Genomic DNA, 21,753 nt, shown 5'->3' on the forward strand with positions numbered 1-21,753 from the left:
GACGGACGTTGCGGGGACAAGATCGAGAGCCCGCGTAGCGGGATCGGCCTTCGGTCAGACCAGCCTCTATCGAGGACGCAGATGGGTGTGCCCGTCGCGAAAACACGTGGAATGAAGACAGGCGCCCTGGCCATTCGGATCTCGAGGCAACGAGCACAGGCCACAAGACGTGGTTTTCCTCAACCAGGCCACTTCGGAGCCGCGCGCTCTCCGCGTGAGGGATCGCCGCTGTGAGCAATCTCGGCACATCTGCGGAGGTCGTTGCCGCAAGATCATCAACGAGCCTGCCGTCGTGCTTGTCATGCGGATGCAACCTCGCCGCACCAGATCCATGCTGCCGATCGACTGCGGAAGCGCCATTGCAAGCGATCTGCCACAACGCTATCGCGAACGGCCCGCGAGGGGGCTCCGCCGCAAGGCGGGGCCTTCTTCCTTTTCGAACGTCACTTGCGACCTACAAAGACGCCATGCGCAACGAGCGCCACAAGCATGGTGGAGTACACGACCGCGTGGAGGGAAATCGCGCACAGGACAATCGGCTATCTAATGCACACATCTTTGTTGCGAAGATCGGCGAAGACTGATTCCCTGGCGGGAGGCGGTCTTGTGGAGAGCGGTCGTATGTCGATGGAGGTGGGGCTGGGGCTGGGGCGATTTGGCGATCGTCGCCTGGAAAAAGGGGGGCCGCATTGCATGCGGCGCTCGTTCGACGGCCTGGTTCGTGCATTCGACGCCTTGCAGGGAGCCGAGCGTAGGAGGTCCGCTTCACGCGTTTTCTGCGCAATGATCGGGTGAGTGTCGCAGAGATGGCGAGCCATGCGGCTTCGCGCACGGCGGAACGTGTTGCCGGTCGCGAGATCATCGTGGTTCAGGATACCAGCGAACTGATCCTTGGCGGACGGCGCGCCAAAGCCAACGGTTATGGACCTGTCGGCAAAGGCGGCGGAACACGGGGCCTGCTTTTGCATGCGGCGCTCGCACTCGATGCCGGCACTGATGCGTTACTGGGTCTTGTCGATGCGCGGGTCTGGAATCGGGACAAGGGCAAGGTGACGCCCCGGCGATCGCGAGCAACACCAGACAAGGAGTCCCAGCGTTGGCTGTCCGCGACGGTTCAAGCCAGCGCGGCCTTATCGACCGCGCAAAGCATCACCGTGATCTCCGACCGGGAAAGCGACATCTACGAGCATTTCGCGCGACGTCCGGCGAATGTGGAGTTGCTTGTCAGGGCAAACTGGAATCGGAAGATCAAACTGAAGTCCGGAGCTTTTGCGAAGCAGTTTGCATTTGTTGATGGCTTGCCGGAAGCCGCCCGGTTCAGCGTGACGATTCCTGCGGCGCCGGGCCGCAAGGAGCGGATAGCCGAGCTTGCCTTGCGCTTCTCGCCGATCATGCTATGCTGGCCCCATCCCAGCCCTGCCCCAGATCTGCCCGACATGATCCGCCTGACCATGGTGGACGTTCGGGAGGTGTCATCGACCCATGACGGCGAGCCGATCCATTGGCGGCTTCTCACCACGCATGTCGTAAGAAGCCCGAAACAAGCACGTCGGATCGTCGACCTCTATCGCAGGCGTTGGACCATCGAGGAGTTCTTCCGCACGCTCAAATCCGCCGGTTTTGATATCGAGGAAGCCGACATTGGCGAACCCGAGGTCATGATCAAGTTCGTCGCCGCAGCTACCGTAGCGACGGTCACGATCATGCAACTGGTTCGCGCCCGTGACGGCACGACCGAGGAAGAACTGACCGAGGCCTTCGAGCCGGATGACCAGCCTGTGCTGGAAGCCCTCTCTTCTCAACTCGAGGGGGCCACTGTGAAGCAAAAGAACCCGCATCCAAAAGGCACTCTCGCCTTCGCTGCGTGGGTCATTGCTCGGCTTGGAGGATGGACCGCCTACTATGGAAAGCCTGGTCCAAAGGTGATGCGCCTGGGCCTCGAAGCCTTCCGTCGCATCAAATACGGCACCACTTTGAGGCTCAAAAATGTGTGAATCGGATAGAGGACAATCGGGGAGGGCACGACGCCCACCCCTCGCACGCACGGAGCATGAAACATCAGGCGGCCTCCCGCTCGCTTTCGGCCTTCGGCTGAAGGCTGTGCAGATACGCAACCGCGCGCTGCGCATGGGCCGCAGCAGAGAAGATTGCACGCCGATCGTTAGAAAGAACGGAGACCCAACTTGCCACATAAGCCGCATGATCGGGTCTCGGTTCGAGCTCGGGCACAATGGCAAGGTCGGCGCAGACGAGCGCGGATCCAATTTCAGCGACAAGTTCTTCGCGCGCCGCCTCGCTGCGATCTTTCGCGTAGCGGCTGAGATCGCGGCCGACGCGACGGGCATCCGCCGTCCAATGAATATGTTCATGGCTCAGCACCGCCACGTATGACGCGGCATCACGGAAGCTCGCGAAAATTGGCATTTGAATGTGATCGCTCGATGGCGAATAGAACGCTCGCGAGCCGCCATGCCGGATTACGGAGCCGGTGTTGGCGAAGAAACGATCCGCGTGCTCGATCCGCGCGATGGGATCGAGGATCGGCGTCGGCCGGTGATAAAAGTGTTCCGGCAGACCTTCGATCTGTTCGACGTTGAAGACGTTGTAGGTCTTGAGGAACGGAATATCCCGCTCGACTTCACCGCCGTGTTCATCCGTCTCGGTTTTCGTAAACCGGCTTGCATAGATGACGGTTGATCCTGACTCGCCCTTGCGAACATGGCCGCCGAGTTCGATCGACTGCTTGAAGGTCATCCAGATCGATGAGGTGAAACCGCGCGCCAGTCCTTCCGACCACAACAGCAACACGTTCATGCCCGTGTAAGGCTCGCCATTGTGGCGCAACGGTCGGGTGATCCGGCCGGTCGCATTGCCGGCGCTCCAGGGCTGCACCCAAGGGCGCACGCCCTTCTCCAGATCGGCGATGATGCGTTCGGTGATCCGCGCATAGATGTCGGCGCGGCCGCCTTCTTTCTTCCCACTCATTTTCCTGAACCTCCGTTGGGAGGCCGCGCCCATCGCGGCCCGTCACGGCGGTCCGAAGCCGGGGAATTCAGGGGGCTGGCGCACCCAAGGGCCGAAACGAAGTGGAGGGCGGCGAAGCCGTTGCGCCGGCCGCCGGCCCCGGCAAGACCGACAGCGGGACGGGGTGCGATGAGCTCCCCTCACCTTCCTTCACTCTGCCGCTTCCGCCCCTGCCTTCTTCCCGGCATGGCTGGAGCGATAGTGTTCGATCCGTGGAACGACGATGCACAGATATTTCCCTTGAGTCCGCGTGCCAGGCGGCACGCGATAGCGACATGACGAAGGGTCGGTCCTCGGATGGATCGGCCCTGAATGGCGAAACGAAAATCGGGCGAGGCCGAAGCCTCGCCCGGTGCGGCTCAACTGAACGCCGCCATCTGCAGCTCGGCCGCCTTGCGATCGACGGTCTGCCCGGGATTATCGACCGGGCGCTCGAAGGGCTTCCAGCGCTCGCCGACGACCTGCTCGTAGGCTGCGACGGCGCCTTCGGCCGCCATGCGCAGCGCGTGCGACTGGATGGCCATGTCGGCGGCAAACTCGCGCTTGCGCTGCGCGGTGCTGTCGAAGCCGACCGGACCGTCGAGGTCCTCGCCACGAGCGTCGTTGGCGGCCTTCGCCGTCGCGTCGCGGGCTTCTGTCACCGCGCGGCTGTAGAACTGACCCGCGCCGTGGGCGGAGCCGACATAGGCACCGACGATCCGCTGGAGATGGATCTGCATCGCGCGCTCGCCAAGGCCTTCGCTGAGGCTCGCGGCCGTCTCGACGATCATGCGCTCATGGAGATCGCGGATGCCGTCGCTGTCGAGAACGGGAAGGCCGAAGCTCTCGGAGATGAGGGCGGCCTGGGCGGCGTCGGGGCAGGCGAGCCTGACCATTTCGAGGGTGGTGCTTTTACGAAGCAGGACGACCTTGGCAGGCTGGCGGGGGGTGCGAGCAGTCTTGGTCATGGGAACATACTTTCCTTCGGTTTCTCCCTGAAGGCTTGGGCCGGCTCATGCCGGTCCTCCCTTCGGGTGCGATCGAGAAAAACCGGCGGAACGACGGGCGCTTCAGGGTCCGGGGCTGCCGGATCGAGCGGAGCGGGTTTGCGGACAAGCAGGGCTTTCAGCCCTCGCGCGGGACGCGGACCCGCTTTGCCGAGATCGGCGGTCCCGGCCGCAACGCGGCGCGATAGCGGCCTTGAAGCGCCCGGCCGCCGGTTTACGAGCGCGACAAACCCGAGGGGAGATCCGGCGGCCCGGAACGATGAAGAGAAAACCGGGCGGGCAAGGATCGCCATGACTTACCGCGAACTCGTGCGTTGCCCCAGGTCGAGAACGACGGGACAGCTTCCTTGATGTCAGGCGATTCCGACTGCGCGCGTCCAGACCCGCCAGAGCCTTATGAGCTCCTCGATCTCGGCGCAGTAGGCATCCGGATGTTCGCGACTGGAGAACCGGCGAGGCGGTGCACGAGCGTTGCCATGTCACGGGCCTATCGCGATCCACAGCGAAGACGTCGGACACGTCAAATCCGCCGAGGCTGCCGGCGTGTCGCCAGGCCAGGATGAAGTTCGCGACGCGGCGCGACTGGCCGGTGCTACACTTGGCGATGCAGAGTCGTTCGAACGCTGCGCGCGCGTTGTCATCCATGGTCGCCATCCCCATGGCTGCGCGATCGCACAGCAAGGCCGGCCCGATTGCGCGGGCCGCGAGCGCCAAGCCAATCGGAGGGAAGGCCGTTGCGAGCACAGTACGCCGCGATGGCGGCATCCTGCTGCACGAGCTTGCGGGACAGTGCGTCGATCTCCGGCTGGCGTTCCGCAGTGATTGCGAAAGATGCGAGCGATACCGCTCGAGGAAGGCACTCGGGTCCGGCGCCCTGCCCCGCCGATAACCGGCGCATTTCGGCTTCAGCTGCGGGATCAGCGCCGTCATCCGCCGCGTGATCTGGCGGTCGATCAAGTCGAGCTGGCGCTGAATCTCCCGCCGCGCCTCCTGCATGCGGTGAAGGGGTGCCAGGCGATCCGGGGATAGGCTCATGTTACCCTCCCGGTCTGCCAGCCGACGAAGTCCGATGGCCCGCCATAGATCTGGTGCCGGTTCGGGTCGATCACGAAGCCAAAGCGTCTGACCTCATATTCGGAGGATGGAACGAGGAAGCGCCGCTCCTCCGTTCCAGCTCCGCGCCTGCGGCCGGGCGTTGCAACGCACTCCACGAAGCCTTCGCAGCGACTTGAGGTGATCGCCGAGATGACGATCCAGTCGTCGGCATGCGCCAGCTCGAAACTGCGACGATCCTTCTCATAGGACTCTCCCGGTGCGAGCACAGTGCCGAACATCGTCTCCCAGGCGTCCGGCCATGAATCCTTGAGCCTGCGTTCGGCGCAGCGGCGCTCGAACGCCGTGAAGAGATGCGGAAAGGTGATCGCAACGATCGCCCATTCCGAATCTTCCTCATACCAGCCGCCCATCGATCGCAGCGTGGGATGGACCTTGCGGTTTACCTCGGCCGAGAGCTTGAAGCCTCCATGTCCGGCCGTCGAGTGTCGTTCGACGCCTTCGGCATAGAGCGTCGCGCCCTGCGAGGCGCCCCAGGGCGTGTGGGCACGCGAAAACACCTCGACGCGGCCAAGCATTTTGCGCTCGTGCTGGTGCTCGGCGTTTTCGAGAACGCGGGCATGGAATGCCGCTTCATCGGCAAGCACGCCGGATTGGCCATAGAAGTCGCTGCGCGTCCATTCGCCCATTGGTCGAGGAATGCGCCAAGCTGTGGCGAGATAATGCCGGCCGTCGCGGCCGGGCGCCATCGCGAAGGCCGTGTCGCCAACGAGCGCGACGAGAAGACCGTCGGCGCTACGTCCAAAAGAACCCCCCGGAAATCCGGGGGCATGCCTGTCTATGCAAGTGGGAGAAGACGGAATCATGCCGCAGTCCTCCCCTCAATGAGGTCAGCCCCGACCTCGTCGGTCGTCACCTCCTCGCGCACCGCGTTTGGATAGCCGTGGCGCGTCAGCCACTCCTTCGCATCGGCCTCGTTGGTCGCGAGATAGACGAGCTCGGCGCCGTCACCAGCACGGTCGAACACGCGGACTGACCCAATGGCCGGACGTTCGACGATGGTGAAGTTGAGCTTCGAATCGACCGAGAACGTCCGATGCACGCAGATCGCGATGACGCCGCCGGCGCCATAGTCTCCCTCATGCAGCGTGAAAGACGCCGAGAGCGAGATGTTGCCGACACCTCGCTCACCCTGCTTCCGGATCAGTCGGCCCCGGCTGTTTTTGGTCTGCCAGGCTGCAAGTTTCTTTCTGAAGCGAGACGGCGGCTTCGGCGTGCCGTCAGACCAGGCGACCATTGAGCCGATTGGAGCGTTTTAAGATCGAGTGCGCGGACATGGTGTCCTCCGTGTTTGCACGGATGTGGAAACAGAACCGCCGCCGGCATGGCCGGCGGCGGCAGATGGTTCGGAACAGGAAGGCGGCGGGCGGTTATTCGGCCGCCTCCCTGAACGCCTCGGCGTCATCCCGGGCCGGGTCATCGGCGATGCCCGCGGTTTCCTCATCGACCTCGTCGGCATCGTCCGAGACGGTCGTGCTTGACGACAGCCATTCGGAAAGCTTCGTCGCGTCCGGTGCGAAGAGCGCCGCGGAGTGGACGAAGCGTCCCTCCTTGAAGTGCTCGCCGAGCGCGGCGCGGGTGTCCTTCGCACGCAGGCGCGGAAGGACCGGCGTGTCCTTGCACGACGCCTCGAGCGCGGGGCGCGACAGGCACGACAGAAAGTCCTCGGTGCCCATGTTGGGCAAGAACTCGTCCGCGCCGATCGTCGCGCCGGCAATACAGGCAACGATGCCGCTGTTGGTGGCGTTCTCGCGGCACGAGAACACGTCGATGAGCATGGCGCGCGCTGCAACGCGCAGCGTGTCCATGTCGAAGGCGAGTGTGCCTTCGCTGTCGACCAGCACCGCCGTGTGCTTGGCCAGGCGGCTATGGCCGTTATGGAAACCGACGCTTCCCGTCGTGACGGAGACGTTGTGGCCGGCGAAGGCAAGGATCAGCAGCGCCATCAGCGTGTCATCCTCGATCGGTGTGCGGCCGAGCGCTTCGCGCAGCGCATCCGTCCGGTAGTCGCCGATCATCTCGACGCCCTTGCGCGTCACATCGGGACGAGCCTTGGAAACTGCGCCGACGTCGTCCGGAGCGCTGACCGCGTCCGGCGCAGTCTTGCGCTTCGGCTTCTTCGCCTCGGGCATGCGGTAATGCACCGTCTGCACGCGGCCCTCGCGGTCGAGATACAAGGCGGTGCAATCCGACTTCGTCGGCTTGCCGTGGACCCGTTCGGCCTTCGCCGGCAGCTTCACCTCTCCCCAGTTCGTGGTCTCAGCGATGACGCCCTTCTTCGGCAGGTTGTTCGCCATCCACTCCTGCTGCGCGCCGAGAAAGGCCTCGACGTCAGTGGTGTAGCGGCTGTCCTCGTCGGCCGGAGCAAACAGGTCCTCGACCCACTGGATTCCGTAAGCCTGCGCGAGATCGTCACCGAAGCTGGCGTGCCGTGCATGCATGCGCGTCTTCTGGAGGCCTTGCGCGACGCTCCACCAAGACACCTGCGGGTCCGCCTTGGATGGCTTATGCTTCTTCCAGACCTCCTTCTGCTCGTCGAGCGAGGCGGCGGCGATGGTGCGAAGCTGCTGCTCGTTCGGCATATCGCCCTTGGCCATGTGGTCGAGCATGGCGGACAGCACATTCGCGAGCAGGCGCAGCTTCCTGATCTGACGCACGGGAAGCGCAAGCGCGACGCCGATCGCCTCCTCGGTCCAGCCGAGCGCGACGAGGCGCTCGATCGCACGCCACTGATCGACGGCATTGAGCGGTTCGAAAGCGATGCTCTCGACCATCGAGCGCATGGCGCCATTGTCGTTCGCCGCTTCGTCGACGATGACGTCGATCTCGTCGAGACCAGCGGCAATCGCCTGTTTCACGCGGCGATGCCCGGCATTGATGATGTAGGCGTTGCTGCCGCCGGCCTCTGACGTGATGACGGGCGGCTGCACGATGCCGACAGCCTTGATCGTCGCCAGCAGCAGCGCGGCGGCCTGCGGCGTGGATTTCGTCTGACGCAGGCGGTCGGGGTTCTCCTTCAGCACGCGCGGATCTACCTTGATGAGACGCATGGGAATGCTCCTTTTTGGGGTTGCGGACCGGCACGGCCGGCCTTTCTCGTCTTCTTTCCGAAGACATCCCCTGGCCCCGCGGAGCGGGCGGGCCGGTGCAACTGCGGCCGAGCATCCCTGCCCGGCCGGACCAGCAGGGCCAAAGCCCTGCGCAGGACGACGGGTCGGGATCGCGCAGGCGGCGGTTGAGCTTCAGCGCCAGCGGCCCGCCCGCTCTGCGAGCCGCTCCTTTCTTCTCCCTCCACCCTTCTATTGAATTCCGCCCATTCTGACGCTATATTGCGTCAAGATCATTGGCACAAAAGCAAGGAGGACTGAGCCATGGGCCTTGCCCAATATGCTGACAACGGTATTTTCGCGCCGCGCCGGATTGCGGAAGCCTTTCGGACCACGAGCGAGGAAATCGCGCGCACGGCCGGCTTGGGCAAGGACGCGATCCAGCGCCGAGATCGCATCCAGTCGGACAAGACCCAACGGCGACTGCGCGAGATGATCGAGGTCATCAACAAGGTCGAGCCGCGCTTCGGTTCGGCATTGATGGCTTATGCCTGGTATCGCTCGGAGCCGCTGACGGGATTTTCCGGCCAGACAGCCATGCAGCTGGTGCGCAGCGGACGTACCGATGAGGTGCTCGACTATATCGACGCAGTCGATGCCGGCGTTCACGCTTAACCGTGGCGATCCGGTTTGAGGGGAAGCTCTACCGGGCGCTGAATCCAATCTACGCGCGTGAACCGTTGTCGGGCCGGGGTGCGGAGCTCTACGGCGGTCGCTTCAATCCAAAGGGCATGCCGGCGCTCTACACGTCCTCGTCGATTATGACGGCCTTGCGAGAAGCCAACCAGGTCGGCAACCTGCAACCGACGACGCTCGTGTCATATGATGCCGACATCGAGCGCGTGTTCGATAGCCGCGACGACCGCGCGCTGTTGAAATATGACATGGATGCCGCCGCGCTCGCGGATACGACATGGCGCGACCAGATGAAGGCAACCGGAGAGGCGAAGACGCAAGCCTTCGCCCGTCGGCTCATTAAGGCACGCTATGATGCTTTGCTAGTGCGAAGCTTTGCGCCGGGCGCGACCGCCGAGGATTTGAACCTCGTGCTGTGGCGATGGGGCGCGGATGCCCCAGCCCGACTGGTGCTGATCGATGACGAGAACCGCCTCTCGCGCTAGCGGATCAAATTGTCCTAGGAGAATGACCATGGCGGTATCGAAGACGGACCTAACCGACACGTGGTCTCTCCGGAGACCGGCGAGACGCTGCGCCGCGGCGTTCGTCCGTTCATCGTCGCCTACAAGGGCAAGAGCATCACGGTCGAGCTGCCGAGCTATTATCCGACAACGGCGACGATGGCGTCCATGTCGGAGACGACATGGCCGTGACCGATGCGGCACTGCGGGCCTTAAAGGAAGAGATCGAAGGGATTCCTTCGCCCGCCACGATCAGAAGGGTGCGCGAGAAACTGAAGCTGTCGCAGCGCGAGGCAGGCGGTCTGCTCAAGGTCGGGGAGACCGCCTTCGACAAATATGAGCGGGGTCTGGTCGAGCCGAGCGGACCGACCAGCCAGTTGTTGCGGCTCCTCGATCAGCATCCCGAACTGATCGAGGAATTGCGCGAGAACGCCTAAGCCGCGATTGCCCTCACTTCGTCTGCCCCTTCGATGTCCGAGGAGAGCGCGTTCTCGACCTCGACGAGTTGCCGGCGCTTCTCGGCGAGATCGTCGGCGAAGGCAAAGGCGCCGCCTTCGCGGGACTGATAGGACGCAAGGCGCCGCCGCGCATCGGCGAGACGCTGCCGAAAGCGTTCCCGTTCTCCCTCGAAATCATCGACCGCGTGCTCCAGGCGGGAGACTGCGCCAAGCGGCGTCACTGTAACCGGCAGCTCGATCTCGTATTCGGCGGCGGTCCGCAACAGCATGGTGGTGTAGCGATAGCCGTCGCGCCCGAAACGCTCGCCCGCATATTGGAGGTCGAAGCCGCCGATCGAGGCGATGACGCTCTTGCCGTCCTGCTGAAGCTGGACGAGGGTCAGGATCTCCTGCATCAGCGCGCGGCCGGCCTCCTTGCGCTCGGTATAGGGCCTGCCATTCATGCGCATCGCAAAGGCCTCGCCCGTCGTCGGCACAAGGCGTTCGATGTCTTGTCCGATCTGCGCGATGCGCCGGGTCGAGAATTCGATCTCGCGCTCGGCATCGCGCATCTGACGGCGCACGGCATGCTGATCATCGACATGAGCGGCGCGCAAGCGCTCCAGCCGCGCGATGTCGGCCTCTAACCCCGCCTTCTGCATCAGGCGCTGGTCGCCGGATGCGATCGCCTTGGCCATGGCGAACTGGTTCGCCTGCCCCTCGCCCAAATCTTCGAGCCGCCGAATCGAGGTATCGCCCGAGAGCGCGGCCGCAATGAAGCGGGCCTTGCGCTCATTGTTCTGCCACATGGTCGCATCGAGCGAGCCCTCGGTTGCGTAGGCGAAAACATCGACCTCGTCCTGCTGGTTGCCCTGCCGCACGATGCGACCTTCGCGCTGCTCGATCTGGGAGGGCAACCAGGGCACATCGAGATGATGCAGGGCCTTGAGGCGCAACTGCGCATTGACCCCGGTGCCCATTGTGTCGGAGGAGCCGATCAGGAAACGGACTTTCCCGGCGCGCACATCGCCGAACAGGCGCTGCTTGGCCTCGGACTTCTTGTGGTCCTGCATAAAGGCGATTTCCGAGGCGGGCACGCCCATGCGGATGAGCTCGTCGCGAATCCAGCGGTACGCCGAGAAGCCGCGGCTTTTCTCGACACTGATCGTGCCGAGATCGGAGAAGATCATCTGCGTGGCGCCGGGACGCTCGAACGGCTTGCCGTCCGGGCGCACATAGGGGTTTTCCGCGGTCTCCTCCCAGATGCGGAAGGCATTCGCGATCAGGTTGTTGAGCTTGTTGTCGGGCTCACTATCATTGTCGGGATCGACAAGCCGCAGGTCGATCGCGGCGTGGCGACCGTCGGTGATGACGGAAAGCAGGATGTCATCGCCCGGCTCCGGCGGCCGATCACGCATCTCGATCGCCTTGATGCGCTGGTCGAGGAGGACCTGATAGCGCCTGAAGGCGGCCGTCGGCTTGGACGTCAGGATCTGGCGCCGGCCGGTCGAGAGTGTCGGCACCTTCACATATTGGCGCAGATCGTCCGGCATCACCACGTCGGCGAAGGAGCGGAACATGGCGATCAGCTCCGGCACGTTGACAAAGGTGGCGAAGCGGGTGACCGGCTTGTATTTGCCGGAGGGCTGCAGCTCGAGCTCGGTCGAGACATCGCCGAAGGTCGAGGCCCAGGCGTCGAACTCGTGCAGGCCGCGATCGCGGAGCTCGGCGTAGCCGAGATAGCGCTGCACGGAGAACATCTCGCCGAGCGTGTTGGTGATCGGCGTGCCGGAGGCGAGCACCCAGCGCCCGGCCGGGATTCTTCGTCTCGATGAAGCGCGACTTCACATAAAGGTCCCAGGCGCGCTGCGAGCCGTTCGGATCGACACCCTTCAAGGTGCCGCTCGCTCATCTCCTCTTTGACGATGTCGAAGATCTGCGGGACCCGGCTGTTGAGCGCATCGGCGAGCAACTCGCCGGCATGGCGGCGGTCCGTTCCCCATTCCGAGGTGCCGGCTGCCATCCATCCGAGCTGACGCGCCTCCACGGTCCAGGAGGCCAGTTCGGGCATGTGATGGATCTTGATCTCGGCGTCCATCGTCTCCTTGACGAAGGCGACGATATCGGCGGCCGGAATCCAGGGCGCGCCGAGCCGCGCGGTGATATCGGAGGGGCTGAGATCAGCAGGCTGAACGCCCTGCAGCGCCGTGACGTTGCGCTCATAGGTAGGATCGAGCGCGGCCGCCGCTTCCGCCACCTTCAGCTTGTCGCGGACATGGCCCGACAGATAAGCGTCCGCCGTCTGCCACGATCCGTCCGCGGGATCGCGGAAGATGGCGCTGCCGAGTTCGGCGACGACGTCCTGGGCGCCACGATGCAAGAGCTCTGCGATGTGCTCGACGTCGACCCGACCACGCTCATTGAGCACCACGGCAAGCGCGTCGGCCGCGCTGGTGATCACCGGCGGCGCCGGCGGCGAGATCACGCGCTCGGTGAAGATCGGGCCGGGCTTCGCGGTCGCCTGCGCGGGGAGAGCATGTGTAGGTTTCGCCGAAGGGACCGGAGACGAGCCCGTGGGTGCCGAGCACTGACTGCGGATGGTCAGCGAACCAGCGGTTCACGCGGATGGCGCCCTCATCCTCCGTCGCAGGCCGGACTTCATTGACATCGAGCCAGGACCGATCGCCCTCGGGATCGCCGATCTTCCTCTTCCGGAAAAAGAGGATGTCGACAACGACGTCGGTGCCGGCACTAGCGCGGAAGCTGCCCTCGGGCAGCCGAATGGCGGCGACGAGGTCAGCGGTCTTGGCGATATGCCCCCGCGCCGAGACGTCCGCCTTGTCCATCGTGCCCGAACTGGTCACGAAGGCGGCGAGCGCGCCGGGCTTCAGCAAATCGATCGCCCGCGCGATGAAGTAGTCGTGCAAGCGCAGACCCATCGCTCTATACGCACGATCCGAGCGCACCGTGCGGTCGGAAAACGGCGGATTGCCGATGGCGAGATCGAAGCTCGCCGGCAGCTCCGTGCGCGCGAAATCGCCGGCGATGATGCGCGCCCGCGGCTGCAACAGGCGCACCACGCGTGCCGTGACCGGATCGAGCTCGATCCCGGTGACATGCGAGGCCTCGCGAACTCCCTCCGGCATCAGCGCCGGAAACAGGCCCGTGCCGATGCCGGGCTCAAGCACGCGGCCGCCGCGCCAGCCCAGACGCTGTAGGCCTGCCCAGATCGCACGGACGATGAACTCCGGCGTGAAATGCGCGTACTGGGTACAGCGCGCGAGCGAGGCGTGATCGAGATCGCCGACCGCATCCTCAAGGTCCGATCCGATCGCCTCCCACCCCTTGCGAAACTCGGCCTCGCCCGGGCGCCGGAACACGGAGTTGGCGAGCTCGGATGCGCCGAATCCGGTGAAGCGGATCAGCTGCTCCTGCTCCTCAGGCGTAGCCGGTCGCTCCTCGGCTTCGATCCCGGCGGCGAGCCGGATCGCTGCGATGTTATCGCGGGCGCGATCCTTCCAGCCCTTCGCCAGGGCGCGGTCGCCGGCGAGAAGGAAATTCGCGCCGCGCGTGCGGCGAGCGGATGACACGGAAACCGCGGCCGCCGCGCCCCGGGGCGCGGGGGCCGGCGTCGATGGATCGGGATCGTCGTCATCGTCCGGCTCGGCGGGACCGCCGCCGGCGAAAGCGGTGACGCCGAGGCCGAGGTCGGACGACAGCGCCGTGTTGCCAAAAAGGTCGAGGGTGAAGGGATCGTCTTGCGCCATTGGAAGTCTCCTTGTGATGAGGGCACGTGCCGTCGTCCCGCCGAGCTTCCTCGGCGGGTGCGGATGGTCACGGTGGATTGGGGATGGGAGGCGCTAGCGCACGATGAGCGACAGCGAGATGTCTGTCTCGCTCAGCTGCACCCGCAGATGCGTGTAGCGAAAATCACGATTGATGAGAGGGATGAGCCGCTCGGCTTCGATGAATTCGATGCCGTCATCGCCGCCGAAATGGCGACGCTTGTAGTCGAACCAGTCCGGATTGCCGACCGGATGGCATTCCTCGGAATAGACCACAAGCGGGCGAGCGCCATCGCTGAGCTTGCCGTTCGACATGATGTAGACGCCGTTGTCACCGACGAGCCAAAGGCCGGGTTTCTCGCCCTCACCAGGCTTTTGGCCGTAATAGGGATTGCGGAACCCGCCATTGGCGGCGGCGTCGGATTTTCCGCGTTCGATAACCGTGCGGACGGCGGGGATGGGAAACGTGAACATGACCACCTCCCTTACGCCGCGATCGCGTCAGGCAGGTAGCGCAGATGCACCGGCAGTTTCACGGCGATCTCCGCGTCGGTCAGCTGGTCGAGCAGCTTCAGCACCGTGCCGCGCTGGCCGCCGTAGATCAGCACCGTGCGCTCGCCGCGCAGATGCTCGGCCCAGCGTTCTCCGGCATAGCCGCGATAATCGTCATGCGTGCTCGACCAGATGTGCTCGAGCCGCTCGTCCCGCGTCATTGCCTTCAGGGGCCGCGATTCCCGTTCGATGATCGCGGCGCGCATCCGATCCGGCGAGCCGCGATCCGAGAGATCGCAATAGCCATGGAAGTAGCGTGGCTGGCCGTCGATCCTCAGCGCGAAGAACTCGCCGGTGATGCTGCTGGTGAGGAATTCGCGCAACGCGAACATCTCAGCCTTCATCCAGAGCGGCGGCAGGATCTCGAACATATGGTCGTGGTCGGCCTGGCTGATCTCGAACCATTCGCCGCGATAGAGAACGCTGTCGTCATTCTCGGAGCGGTTCGGCCGCTGCGGCGATCGAACATGCGGAACATTTGCCGGCGGTCGGCGATCCCCTGATACACCTTGCGGATCGGAGAGAGGGTCATGAGCGGGCTCCTTTCAGCCTCGTCGGGCTGAAGCGCGGCTCATCCTTCCGATGCGGCAGCCGGGTTTTTCCTTTCCCTCCTCTCCATCTTCATCTTGCTGCCGCGATGTAGCTGTTCGTTCCAATCCTCTGCGGCAGGCCATAGCCGATTCCGCCATCGTCTTCAGCCCTTCCTGACCCCTCCCCCGCGGCCGCCTCTCCGACCGGCCGGGTCAAGGGCCGCGGCACGCGGGCGAAGCTTCACCCTTGACGCGGCCGGCGGGCCGGCTCGCCGCCATCGCGCAGGAAGTCGGCTGCGACGACGAGCGCTCGGCATAGACCTCCACCTGCCGATTGTTGTCCGTCGGCGACCAGCCGAGCACCTGACCGCGCGCTCAGCGCTCGAATGGCGGCGACCGTCGCCAGCGACCAGCGGCCTCTCGTGCTGAGCTAGAGACTATCGGGCTGCTGGGCTTCGATCGCGGCGAGGCTCATCGCGTCGATCGCGGCTTCCGTGATGCAGAGCCGGCCGGCATCGGCCGGTCCGAGGCGAAACAGCACCTTGCCGACCGCTGCTGGCGAAGCCTCGCCATTCCGGCCCGCGCTCTTCCAGCCGGTGACGAGGCCGTTGCCGTCGACATGCGCCACCACGTGCTGCGTGGCGGCCTTCGCGCAATTGGTTATATCGGATCGCCGCACGGATGGTGGCTTCCGGCCGAAGATTGGATCACCTGATGAGTTCATCTACCGCTCGACCTCATTCATATCCACTGGCGAGAAACCGCCGGCCTTGTCACCCTCGGCTCCAATCACCCTCAGCTCCAAGCCGATCCCGCCCGCAGTCCATTTCCTGGATGATCTCGACGTAGTCCTTGAACTGGCTCGATGGGCCCGATCTATCAGGCGTCGAAGTTCTTACCTGAAAGTTCTCGATTGAGGACCACGTTCAGCTCCCATCAGCTCACACTTGGCGCGAAGCGCCCGCGGCGAATCGTGATTGTCAACACGGTAATTTGCAGGCCACGTTTGCGGAACGTGAGCCGCAGGCTGGTCAATACCAGCTCGCGTGATATGTCGGCGGCCTCGGCCAAAGCTCAGACACTTCGACCGGGGCCGCGCTTTCGTCCATTCATTAGGAATTCTATGTCAAACTCCAAAAAGAAGAGGCCAGGTCATGCGGCGGGAATACACCAAGGATGATCTGAAGGCGCTCAAGGCGCACTCGAAGGCCAGGACGCCGATCGCCATCGTCCGGGAACTTCTCGGACTCGAGGTCGAGCCTATCCATTGCCTCTTCCAGCTCTCCAGTGATCAGGACGTAGTCTTCGAACGTGCTCGACGAGCTGATGTGCTTTTCGATCAGCCGCCGCAGCTCGACCCTGAACTGATGTTTACTGAAGGTCATTCGTCTCCTCCGCGCCGCCCAGCGCCCGGGCCTGGCTCTTTAATTGCGACGCGCTCACCCTAGCGCAGAGCGCTCGTCACCGGTTGGCGTGGACGGAAGCCGATCACCACCCACCACATGGCAAAACCGATGATCAACAGCACCAGCGGCGGCGCAATCACGATCGCAACCGTGATCTGTCTGCGGGTGGTGACCTCCTCCCTGCCGCTTGTCTGGCCTGTCTCGCAGCCAGCAACGCGATCGGGTTCGATCTGTCTGCAGAACTCAGGCGGGATAGGCATCGGATGATCTCGCCAGTCGACCGCGGCGAATGCGCCGGCTGCGACTAGCCAGAACACACTAACCACCACCCACAGCCGGAAAAGGCCGCGCCCCCACCGCATGATTGGATCCCCGTTTATGGTGGCAGCATACCTCACCGCTCATCCCCTGTCTAAGATCAGCGCGAAGCGCCTGCCGGCCTTGATCGTCTAAAGCCGACTTGGTGCTGATCCATACTGAGCTTCGAGGCGGGCAATCGCAGTCTTGTCTGCCGAGGACCACTCGACGCTGTGATACTGCTCCGGTTTCGAAAATCGAGAGGCGAGGCGATCCCTCCAGACGACCGTCTTTACGCGATCGGCCGAGGATCACGCTGGATCGTCCGGAAATCCTCCTTCTCCGTCCCGCGAACCCAACCTGCGGGGATCGGCTGCCATTCAGTCCACTCGTTCCCCCTCCTTCTTCCTCTTGCTGCTCGGATGCAGCTGTTCATTCCAGTCCTCCGGCGCGGGCCGCTGGCGCTCATAGTCGCAGCCCACCTCCTGCGCGATGGCCGCGAGGCGATCGGCATAGACCTCTCCCTGCCGATTGTTATCGGTCGCCGCAACGAGCCGCGCGACCGGCCGCGCGCTCAGCGCTCGGATGGCAGCGACCGTGGCCGGCGCCCAGCCGCCGCCGGTGCTCAGATAAAGAGTATCCAGCCGCTGGTCTTCGATCGCGGCCAAGCTCATGGCGTCGATCGCGCCCTCGGTGACGCAGAGCCGGGTCGCGCTTGCCGGTCCGAAACAGAACAGCATCTTGGCGCCGCCGCTGGCGAAGCCGCGCCATTGCGGACCGCGCTCTTCCCAGCCTGTGACCATGCCGTCAATGTCGAGATGCGCCGCCCACATGCTGCCGTGAGGGCCTTCGCGCAATCGGTCATGCCGGATAGCAGCGTGGATGATGGCTTCTGGAATGCCTCGCTCGTCGCGCAGATAGCGCCAGGTCAGCGAACCTCGCCAAGGCTTGCGCCGCGCACGCCAGCGATGAGCAGGAGCCGCAGCAGCATCGTGCGCGCGGGATTCTCGTGTCCAGACGGGTTCGGTCGGCACAAATCCGACCAGGTCGGAGACTCGCTGCAGCACCTCGGGAAACGCGATGCCGTCGAGATGCTGCACCAGCGAGAAGACGTCGCCTCTGGCGTCGGACAGTGCGTCGAACCAGCCCCTTCCCTGATGGATCACGATGATGATGTCGCCGCCGCGACGATATTTGACGGCTTTGCGCGTGCTCTCCTTCAGATCGATCGCAAATCCGGCCTTCTCGAGCACGGCGGCGCAAGCCACGCGATTCTTCAGTTCTTCGATATCCTTCTTTTCCATCTCCGCTTCCCGGCGCACCGCCGCGCCGGACCTTTCCCGCTTGAATTTCCTTTTCCCGCGGCTTGCGGGACCACTCGCCCCTGCCGCGAAGAGCGAAGGGGGCAAGGGCGCGGCTGGCAATTGATGAATTATGCGGGGCACTCGGCGTCATCGCGTCGGCCAGCCGCGGCGCAGCCTCCCTTGCCGCCGCCCGCTCGCAAGCGGCACACAAGGGAAAAACCCGGCTCAATGAGCCGGGCCGGGCTGGTAGGGATCGTATTCATGAACAACTGTGACATCGGCATCGTCGAGTTCGTCGCTCGGCATCACGCCGTAAGCGCCGTCGCGTGACCGGGACCATCAGGGTGCGGGCGAGTTCGAAGGCGTTGGACTGGGCGAGGGAAAGATCGTGCGACATTTGAGGGGCTCCATCTTGAGCAAGGCCGATCCCCGCTCGATGGCGTCCGTCGGTGTCCTCAACCGGCCGCGATCACCGCGCAGCCGAAGGCGCAGCGGCGGCATGCTCGCATAGCCGACCCCTTGATGAGGTGGAACGGCCCGCTCCAACAGCATCAGAGTGCTAAGATCGTGGTCGTTGTTGCAAACGCCACAAGGAGGGACCGTTCCGTGAAAGATGTTACTACTATTGGGCTGGATTTGGCCAAGCAGGTTTTCCAGGTTCATGGCGCCGACGCTGACGGCGCACCGCTGTTCAACCGAAAGTTACGACGCGCGGATGTCTTGCGTTTCTTCGAGAAATTGCCGCCATGTTTGGTCGGAATGGAAGCATGCGCGAGCGCGCACTACTGGGCGCGCGAGATCGCGGCTTTAGGTCATGACGTCAAACTGTTGCCACCTCAATACGTGAAGCCATTCGTCAAGCGCGGGAAGACCGATGCCGCCGACGCAGAAGCGATCGGCGAGGCCGTAACGCGGAAGACCATGCGCTTCGTCCCGGTCAAGACGGCTGAGCAGCAGGCAGCCGCGATGGTTCTGAAGACGCGTGCCTTGCCGTGCGTCAGAGAACGCAAGCGATCAATGCTCTGCGTGCGCATATGGGAGAGCTGGGTATTATCGCTCCAGTCGGAATATCTAACGTCAAAGGACTGGGCGAGATCATCCGGGATGAAAGCGATGCTCGTCTGCCACCAGCTGCGCGCTTTGCCCTGACCGAGATTATAAGACAGATCGAACTGCTGGCCGAGCAAATCGGCAAGCTCGAGCGTGAAATCGTGGTCCAGGCCAGGCAAGATGCTGATATGCGCCGCCTTGCCACGATTCCGGGTGTTGGAGCTATCATCGCCATGGCCATCAAGGCCTTTGTTCCCGATCCCGGTGGCTTCAAGTCGGGTCGCCACTTTGCAGCCTGGGTTGGCCTGACACCGAAAGCACATTCGAGTGGCGGCAAAGAGCGCTTGGGGCGGATCTCAAAAATGGGAAATCAGGAGTTGCGCTCATTACTTACGACCGGAGCCGCATCCGTTCTTCGCCATGTGCGGTACCATGACAAGGCATGGCCATGGTTGAAGGAAATGCTCCAGCGACGGCCCTTCAAGGTCGTAGCTGTTGCGCTGGCCAATAAGATCGCTCGGATAATCTGGGCACTGTTGAATAGAGGGGGCGTATACCGCGATCCCGTACAAGTTGTGGCGGAACCCGTTACGAGATGAGCACGGCCGCCATAAGAAGCTGACCGGCTAGGGCCGGCAGGAGCGAGGTGTATAAAGCAGACGATGAACCCACGGGACGAAATCCCGAGACAGGCTAGGCCGAAACCCGCGACGCGCACAAAGCGCGCCCCCTTGATTCAGCCACCTGCTTCGCGGACTTCATCGAGGCCAGCGGTCAAGTGCCGCGCAAACAGGCCGGACATATGACCGCACCGTCCTCGTGTTGGGAAATCGACTGAAAAACATCTTGCACTGCGGGCCAATGGTATGGACCCCGCTCTCGCCGCGGTGGAATCTTGAGCGTCAACTGCAGTGAAGGAGGATATCATGCAGGTCGTTCGGATAGGTCTAGATCTGGCGAAGTATGTCTTCGAAGTTCACGGCGTCGACAACCACGGGAAGGTCGTTGTACGAAAGAGGTTGCGTCGCGATGCGGTGGCCGGCTTTTTCGCCAATTTACCGGCCTGCCTGGTCGGCATGGAAGCTTCCAACGGGGCCCACTATTGGGCTCGCGTGCTCACGGCGCTTGGCCATCAGGTCCGACTGATCGCCCCCAGTTCGTGACGCCATACGTCAAGTCAAACAAGAACGACCAGAACGATGCGGAAGCCATCTGCGAAGCGGTCGGCCGTCCGTCCATGCGCTTTGTGCCACCGAAATCAACCGATCAGCTGGCGGTACAGGCTGTCCACCGCATTCGCCGACGCCTGGTCGCCGACCGGGTCAGGCTCGTCAACCAGATTCGCGGTCTTCTGTCCGAGCATGGCATTGTCATTGCCCGTGACATCGCGCAGCTGCGGCGCGGCCTCGCTGTCATCGTAGGGAACATCAATGACGGCCTCAGCGAGATGCTCCGAGCGCTCATGAGGGAATTGCAAGAGGAGTTGTCCGCGCTTGATACCCGCATTGCAGCCTATGACCGACGGATAAGGGAAATCTACCGTACGAATGAGCAGTGCCAGCGGCTCGGCAAAATCGAAGGCGTCGGACCTGTGACGGCAACAGCCTTGATCGCCGCCGTGGGCGATAGAAGCTGTTTCAAGAACGGCCGCCAGTTCGCGGCTTGGCTTGGCCTGGTGCCGAAGCAGCGATCCAGTGGAGGGCGGGCCCGCTTGTTCGGCATCAGCAAACGCGGCGATCGATACCTGCGGACGCTGATGATTCACGGAGCTCGCGCCGCTTTAAGCCGGGCCGCTGGCAAGCAGGATCCGCGAAGCCTCTGGCTCGGCAAAATCCGGCAACGGCGCCATCCCAATGTCGCGGCCGTGGCTCTTGCCAACAAGAATGCGCGGATCGTGTGGGCTATGCTCACAGGCGACGCAGCTTATGAGCGGCGCTGTCGGTGAAGGCGGCCTGAAGCGAAGCGGCAATCAAGGAAAGGAGGTCTCACCCGGCAATTGCAACAAATGGCAGGAGATGGCGAAACGGTCACCCCGTCGCTTCCCGAACCTGATGTGTGGACCGGCACGGCTTACGCCGATGTCTCGGGGCCGTTGAGGTGGAAGCGGGCGAAAACCATCGAGGCTCGCGGCGGAGACGTTGTCCAGCCGCATCAAGAAGCCGGATATACGTCTGCAGTTGTGACCGTCGATCCTGATCAAGCCGGCCGTTGCAATCGGGCGGGGGCCATATACATATACGTTCCACATATGAGGGTTGATCGTGGAAAGCCAGGGCGGAGGACCAGGAAAGCCATCCATGGAGAGCGAGGGCGGCCTTGCGCAGTTGGTTGGCGGCCCCCTGCACGCTCTTTTCCCGGTCGCAGATTCATGGCCTCGCCCCCGCTGTTGGTCCCGCATCACAGATGAGGTCAAAGCAAGAAATGCGTTAACGGCGGCAAGGATATTGGCAATAGCCGTTCGATCAGTCGTCGGCGCGGACATCCGTTCGGCACCGAGTCTCGCCGTCGACGGTTGCCGGATCACCCATCGTTGAGCGCGCGCTTCCGGCCTTCTCCAGACGGAAGCGCGGACCAAGCAGAAGCGCTAAGGGGCAATGATCGTCACCCTAAGGGCGGAGACGCTTCGCGGCTCCGGCCGCAAGCGCATGCTTGCGGGTAGAGCGTGACCGACCGGCAGAGAGGGGCCGCCTAGCAATACCTCTGCTATGTCCGGATAAGAGACATTCCTCCACAAGCCCGCGAAAGTCGCGATGGTCCAAACCGAACGTCAGCTCGATATGCACTCTCACCATATTAGAGTGCTGTGCAGGCTAGAACTGCCCCCGGTTTAGCCCGCCAAACGGAAACGCGCGCCCGAAGGCGCGCGCTTGTATCGCAGGTTGCCGTTGAGATCAGTCGTGAGCGTCATCCGGCGACCACGCACTGAGGGCTGATCTGGTCGGCTAGGAAGATCTCGTGGATTGTTTCGTCACGAGTTCACCATGTCAAAAGATAGTTGTAAGGATGGCGATAAGGATAGGCAT

The 21,753-nt window shown here is 63.5% G+C and carries 15 protein-coding genes and 6 pseudogenes; 7 read left to right on the top strand and 14 right to left on the bottom strand.

What is annotated here, in order from left to right:
- Positions 1-776 precede the first annotated feature (776 nt).
- Entirely contained in the window at positions 777-1,994 is a 1,218-nt protein-coding gene (locus tag ACZYOF_RS32520; RefSeq protein WP_463718345.1) for an IS4 family transposase, read from the top strand.
- Positions 1,995-2,058: 64 nt separating this feature from the next.
- On the opposite strand, the gene ACZYOF_RS32525 is transcribed toward ACZYOF_RS32520, so the two are convergent.
- From ACZYOF_RS32525 to ACZYOF_RS32555, 7 genes and pseudogenes are all read right to left on the bottom strand, one after another.
- Positions 2,059-2,985, bottom strand: a complete 927-nt coding sequence (locus ACZYOF_RS32525; RefSeq protein WP_463718346.1) for an ArdC family protein — start codon at positions 2,983-2,985, stop codon at positions 2,059-2,061.
- Between the two features lie 398 nt (positions 2,986-3,383).
- Positions 3,384-3,971 carry a hypothetical protein gene (locus ACZYOF_RS32530; RefSeq protein WP_463718333.1) on the bottom strand — a complete coding sequence of 196 codons (588 nt, stop codon included), beginning with the start codon at positions 3,969-3,971 and terminating at the stop codon, positions 3,384-3,386.
- Between the two features lie 102 nt (positions 3,972-4,073).
- Positions 4,074-4,670, bottom strand: coding sequence for a DUF7673 family protein (locus ACZYOF_RS32535; protein WP_463718334.1), 597 nt, complete (start codon positions 4,668-4,670; stop codon positions 4,074-4,076).
- Positions 4,648-5,045 (bottom strand): annotated as a pseudogene (locus tag ACZYOF_RS32540) (hypothetical protein). Before ACZYOF_RS32540 ends, ACZYOF_RS32535 begins: the two are co-directional and overlap by 23 nt.
- Positions 5,042-5,929: a DUF7007 domain-containing protein gene (locus tag ACZYOF_RS32545; protein ID WP_463718335.1), complete on the bottom strand. Its 888-nt coding sequence runs from the start codon at positions 5,927-5,929 to the stop codon at positions 5,042-5,044. The pseudogene ACZYOF_RS32540 and the gene ACZYOF_RS32545 overlap by 4 nt, the downstream one beginning before the upstream one ends.
- A pseudogene (locus ACZYOF_RS32550) lies at positions 5,926-6,400 on the bottom strand (hypothetical protein). Before ACZYOF_RS32550 ends, ACZYOF_RS32545 begins: the two are co-directional and overlap by 4 nt.
- 93 nt (positions 6,401-6,493) lie before the next feature.
- A complete protein-coding gene (locus tag ACZYOF_RS32555; protein WP_463718336.1) occupies positions 6,494-8,173 on the bottom strand; it encodes a ParB N-terminal domain-containing protein in 1,680 nt (559 codons plus the stop codon).
- A 321-nt stretch (positions 8,174-8,494) separates the two neighbouring features.
- Here ACZYOF_RS32555 and ACZYOF_RS32560 point away from each other — a divergent pair, with 321 nt between their 5' ends.
- From ACZYOF_RS32560 to ACZYOF_RS32575, 4 genes are read left to right on the top strand one after another with little or no spacing between them, the layout of a single operon-like run.
- Positions 8,495-8,845 carry an antitoxin Xre/MbcA/ParS toxin-binding domain-containing protein gene (locus ACZYOF_RS32560; protein WP_463718337.1) on the top strand — a complete coding sequence of 117 codons (351 nt, stop codon included), beginning with the start codon at positions 8,495-8,497 and terminating at the stop codon, positions 8,843-8,845.
- Between the two features lie 8 nt (positions 8,846-8,853).
- A complete protein-coding gene (locus tag ACZYOF_RS32565) occupies positions 8,854-9,351 on the top strand; it encodes an RES family NAD+ phosphorylase (RefSeq protein WP_463718347.1) in 498 nt (165 codons plus the stop codon).
- Between the two features lie 60 nt (positions 9,352-9,411).
- Positions 9,412-9,561 (top strand): hypothetical protein, encoded by a 150-nt coding sequence (locus tag ACZYOF_RS32570; RefSeq protein ID WP_463718338.1) that lies wholly within the window; start codon positions 9,412-9,414, stop codon positions 9,559-9,561.
- Positions 9,552-9,806: a type II TA system antitoxin MqsA family protein gene (locus tag ACZYOF_RS32575; protein WP_463718339.1), complete on the top strand. Its 255-nt coding sequence runs from the start codon at positions 9,552-9,554 to the stop codon at positions 9,804-9,806. Before ACZYOF_RS32570 ends, ACZYOF_RS32575 begins: the two co-directional genes overlap by 10 nt.
- On the opposite strand, the pseudogene ACZYOF_RS32580 reads toward ACZYOF_RS32575, so the two are convergent.
- The 7 genes and pseudogenes from ACZYOF_RS32580 to ACZYOF_RS32610 form a co-directional block, all read right to left on the bottom strand.
- A pseudogene (locus ACZYOF_RS32580) lies at positions 9,803-13,573 on the bottom strand (helicase-related protein). The gene ACZYOF_RS32575 and the pseudogene ACZYOF_RS32580 sit on opposite strands and share 4 nt — an antisense overlap.
- A 93-nt stretch (positions 13,574-13,666) precedes the next feature.
- Positions 13,667-14,065, bottom strand: coding sequence for a DUF3085 domain-containing protein (locus ACZYOF_RS32585; protein ID WP_463718340.1), 399 nt, complete (start codon positions 14,063-14,065; stop codon positions 13,667-13,669).
- A gap of 11 nt (positions 14,066-14,076) precedes the next feature.
- Positions 14,077-14,675: pseudogene (locus tag ACZYOF_RS32590) on the bottom strand (DUF1419 domain-containing protein).
- Positions 14,676-15,103: 428 nt separating this feature from the next.
- Complete coding sequence (locus tag ACZYOF_RS32595) at positions 15,104-15,352, bottom strand: hypothetical protein (RefSeq protein WP_463718341.1); 249 nt, start codon at positions 15,350-15,352, stop codon at positions 15,104-15,106.
- Positions 15,353-15,794: 442 nt separating this feature from the next.
- A complete protein-coding gene (locus tag ACZYOF_RS32600) occupies positions 15,795-16,058 on the bottom strand; it encodes a hypothetical protein (protein ID WP_463718342.1) in 264 nt (87 codons plus the stop codon).
- 59 nt (positions 16,059-16,117) lie between these two features.
- Positions 16,118-16,441: a hypothetical protein gene (locus tag ACZYOF_RS32605; RefSeq protein WP_463718343.1), complete on the bottom strand. Its 324-nt coding sequence runs from the start codon at positions 16,439-16,441 to the stop codon at positions 16,118-16,120.
- Positions 16,442-16,756: 315 nt separating this feature from the next.
- Entirely contained in the window at positions 16,757-17,680 is a 924-nt protein-coding gene (locus tag ACZYOF_RS32610) for a DUF3991 and toprim domain-containing protein (RefSeq protein WP_463718344.1), read from the bottom strand.
- 606 nt (positions 17,681-18,286) lie between these two features.
- On the opposite strand from ACZYOF_RS32610, the pseudogene ACZYOF_RS32615 reads away from it, so the two are divergent.
- Positions 18,287-19,329 (top strand): annotated as a pseudogene (locus ACZYOF_RS32615) (IS110 family RNA-guided transposase).
- A gap of 327 nt (positions 19,330-19,656) precedes the next feature.
- Positions 19,657-20,675 (top strand): annotated as a pseudogene (locus ACZYOF_RS32620) (IS110 family RNA-guided transposase).
- The last annotated feature ends 1,078 nt before the right edge of the window (positions 20,676-21,753 follow it).

This window comes from Bradyrhizobium sp. LeoA1Lang, assembly GCF_055413685.1.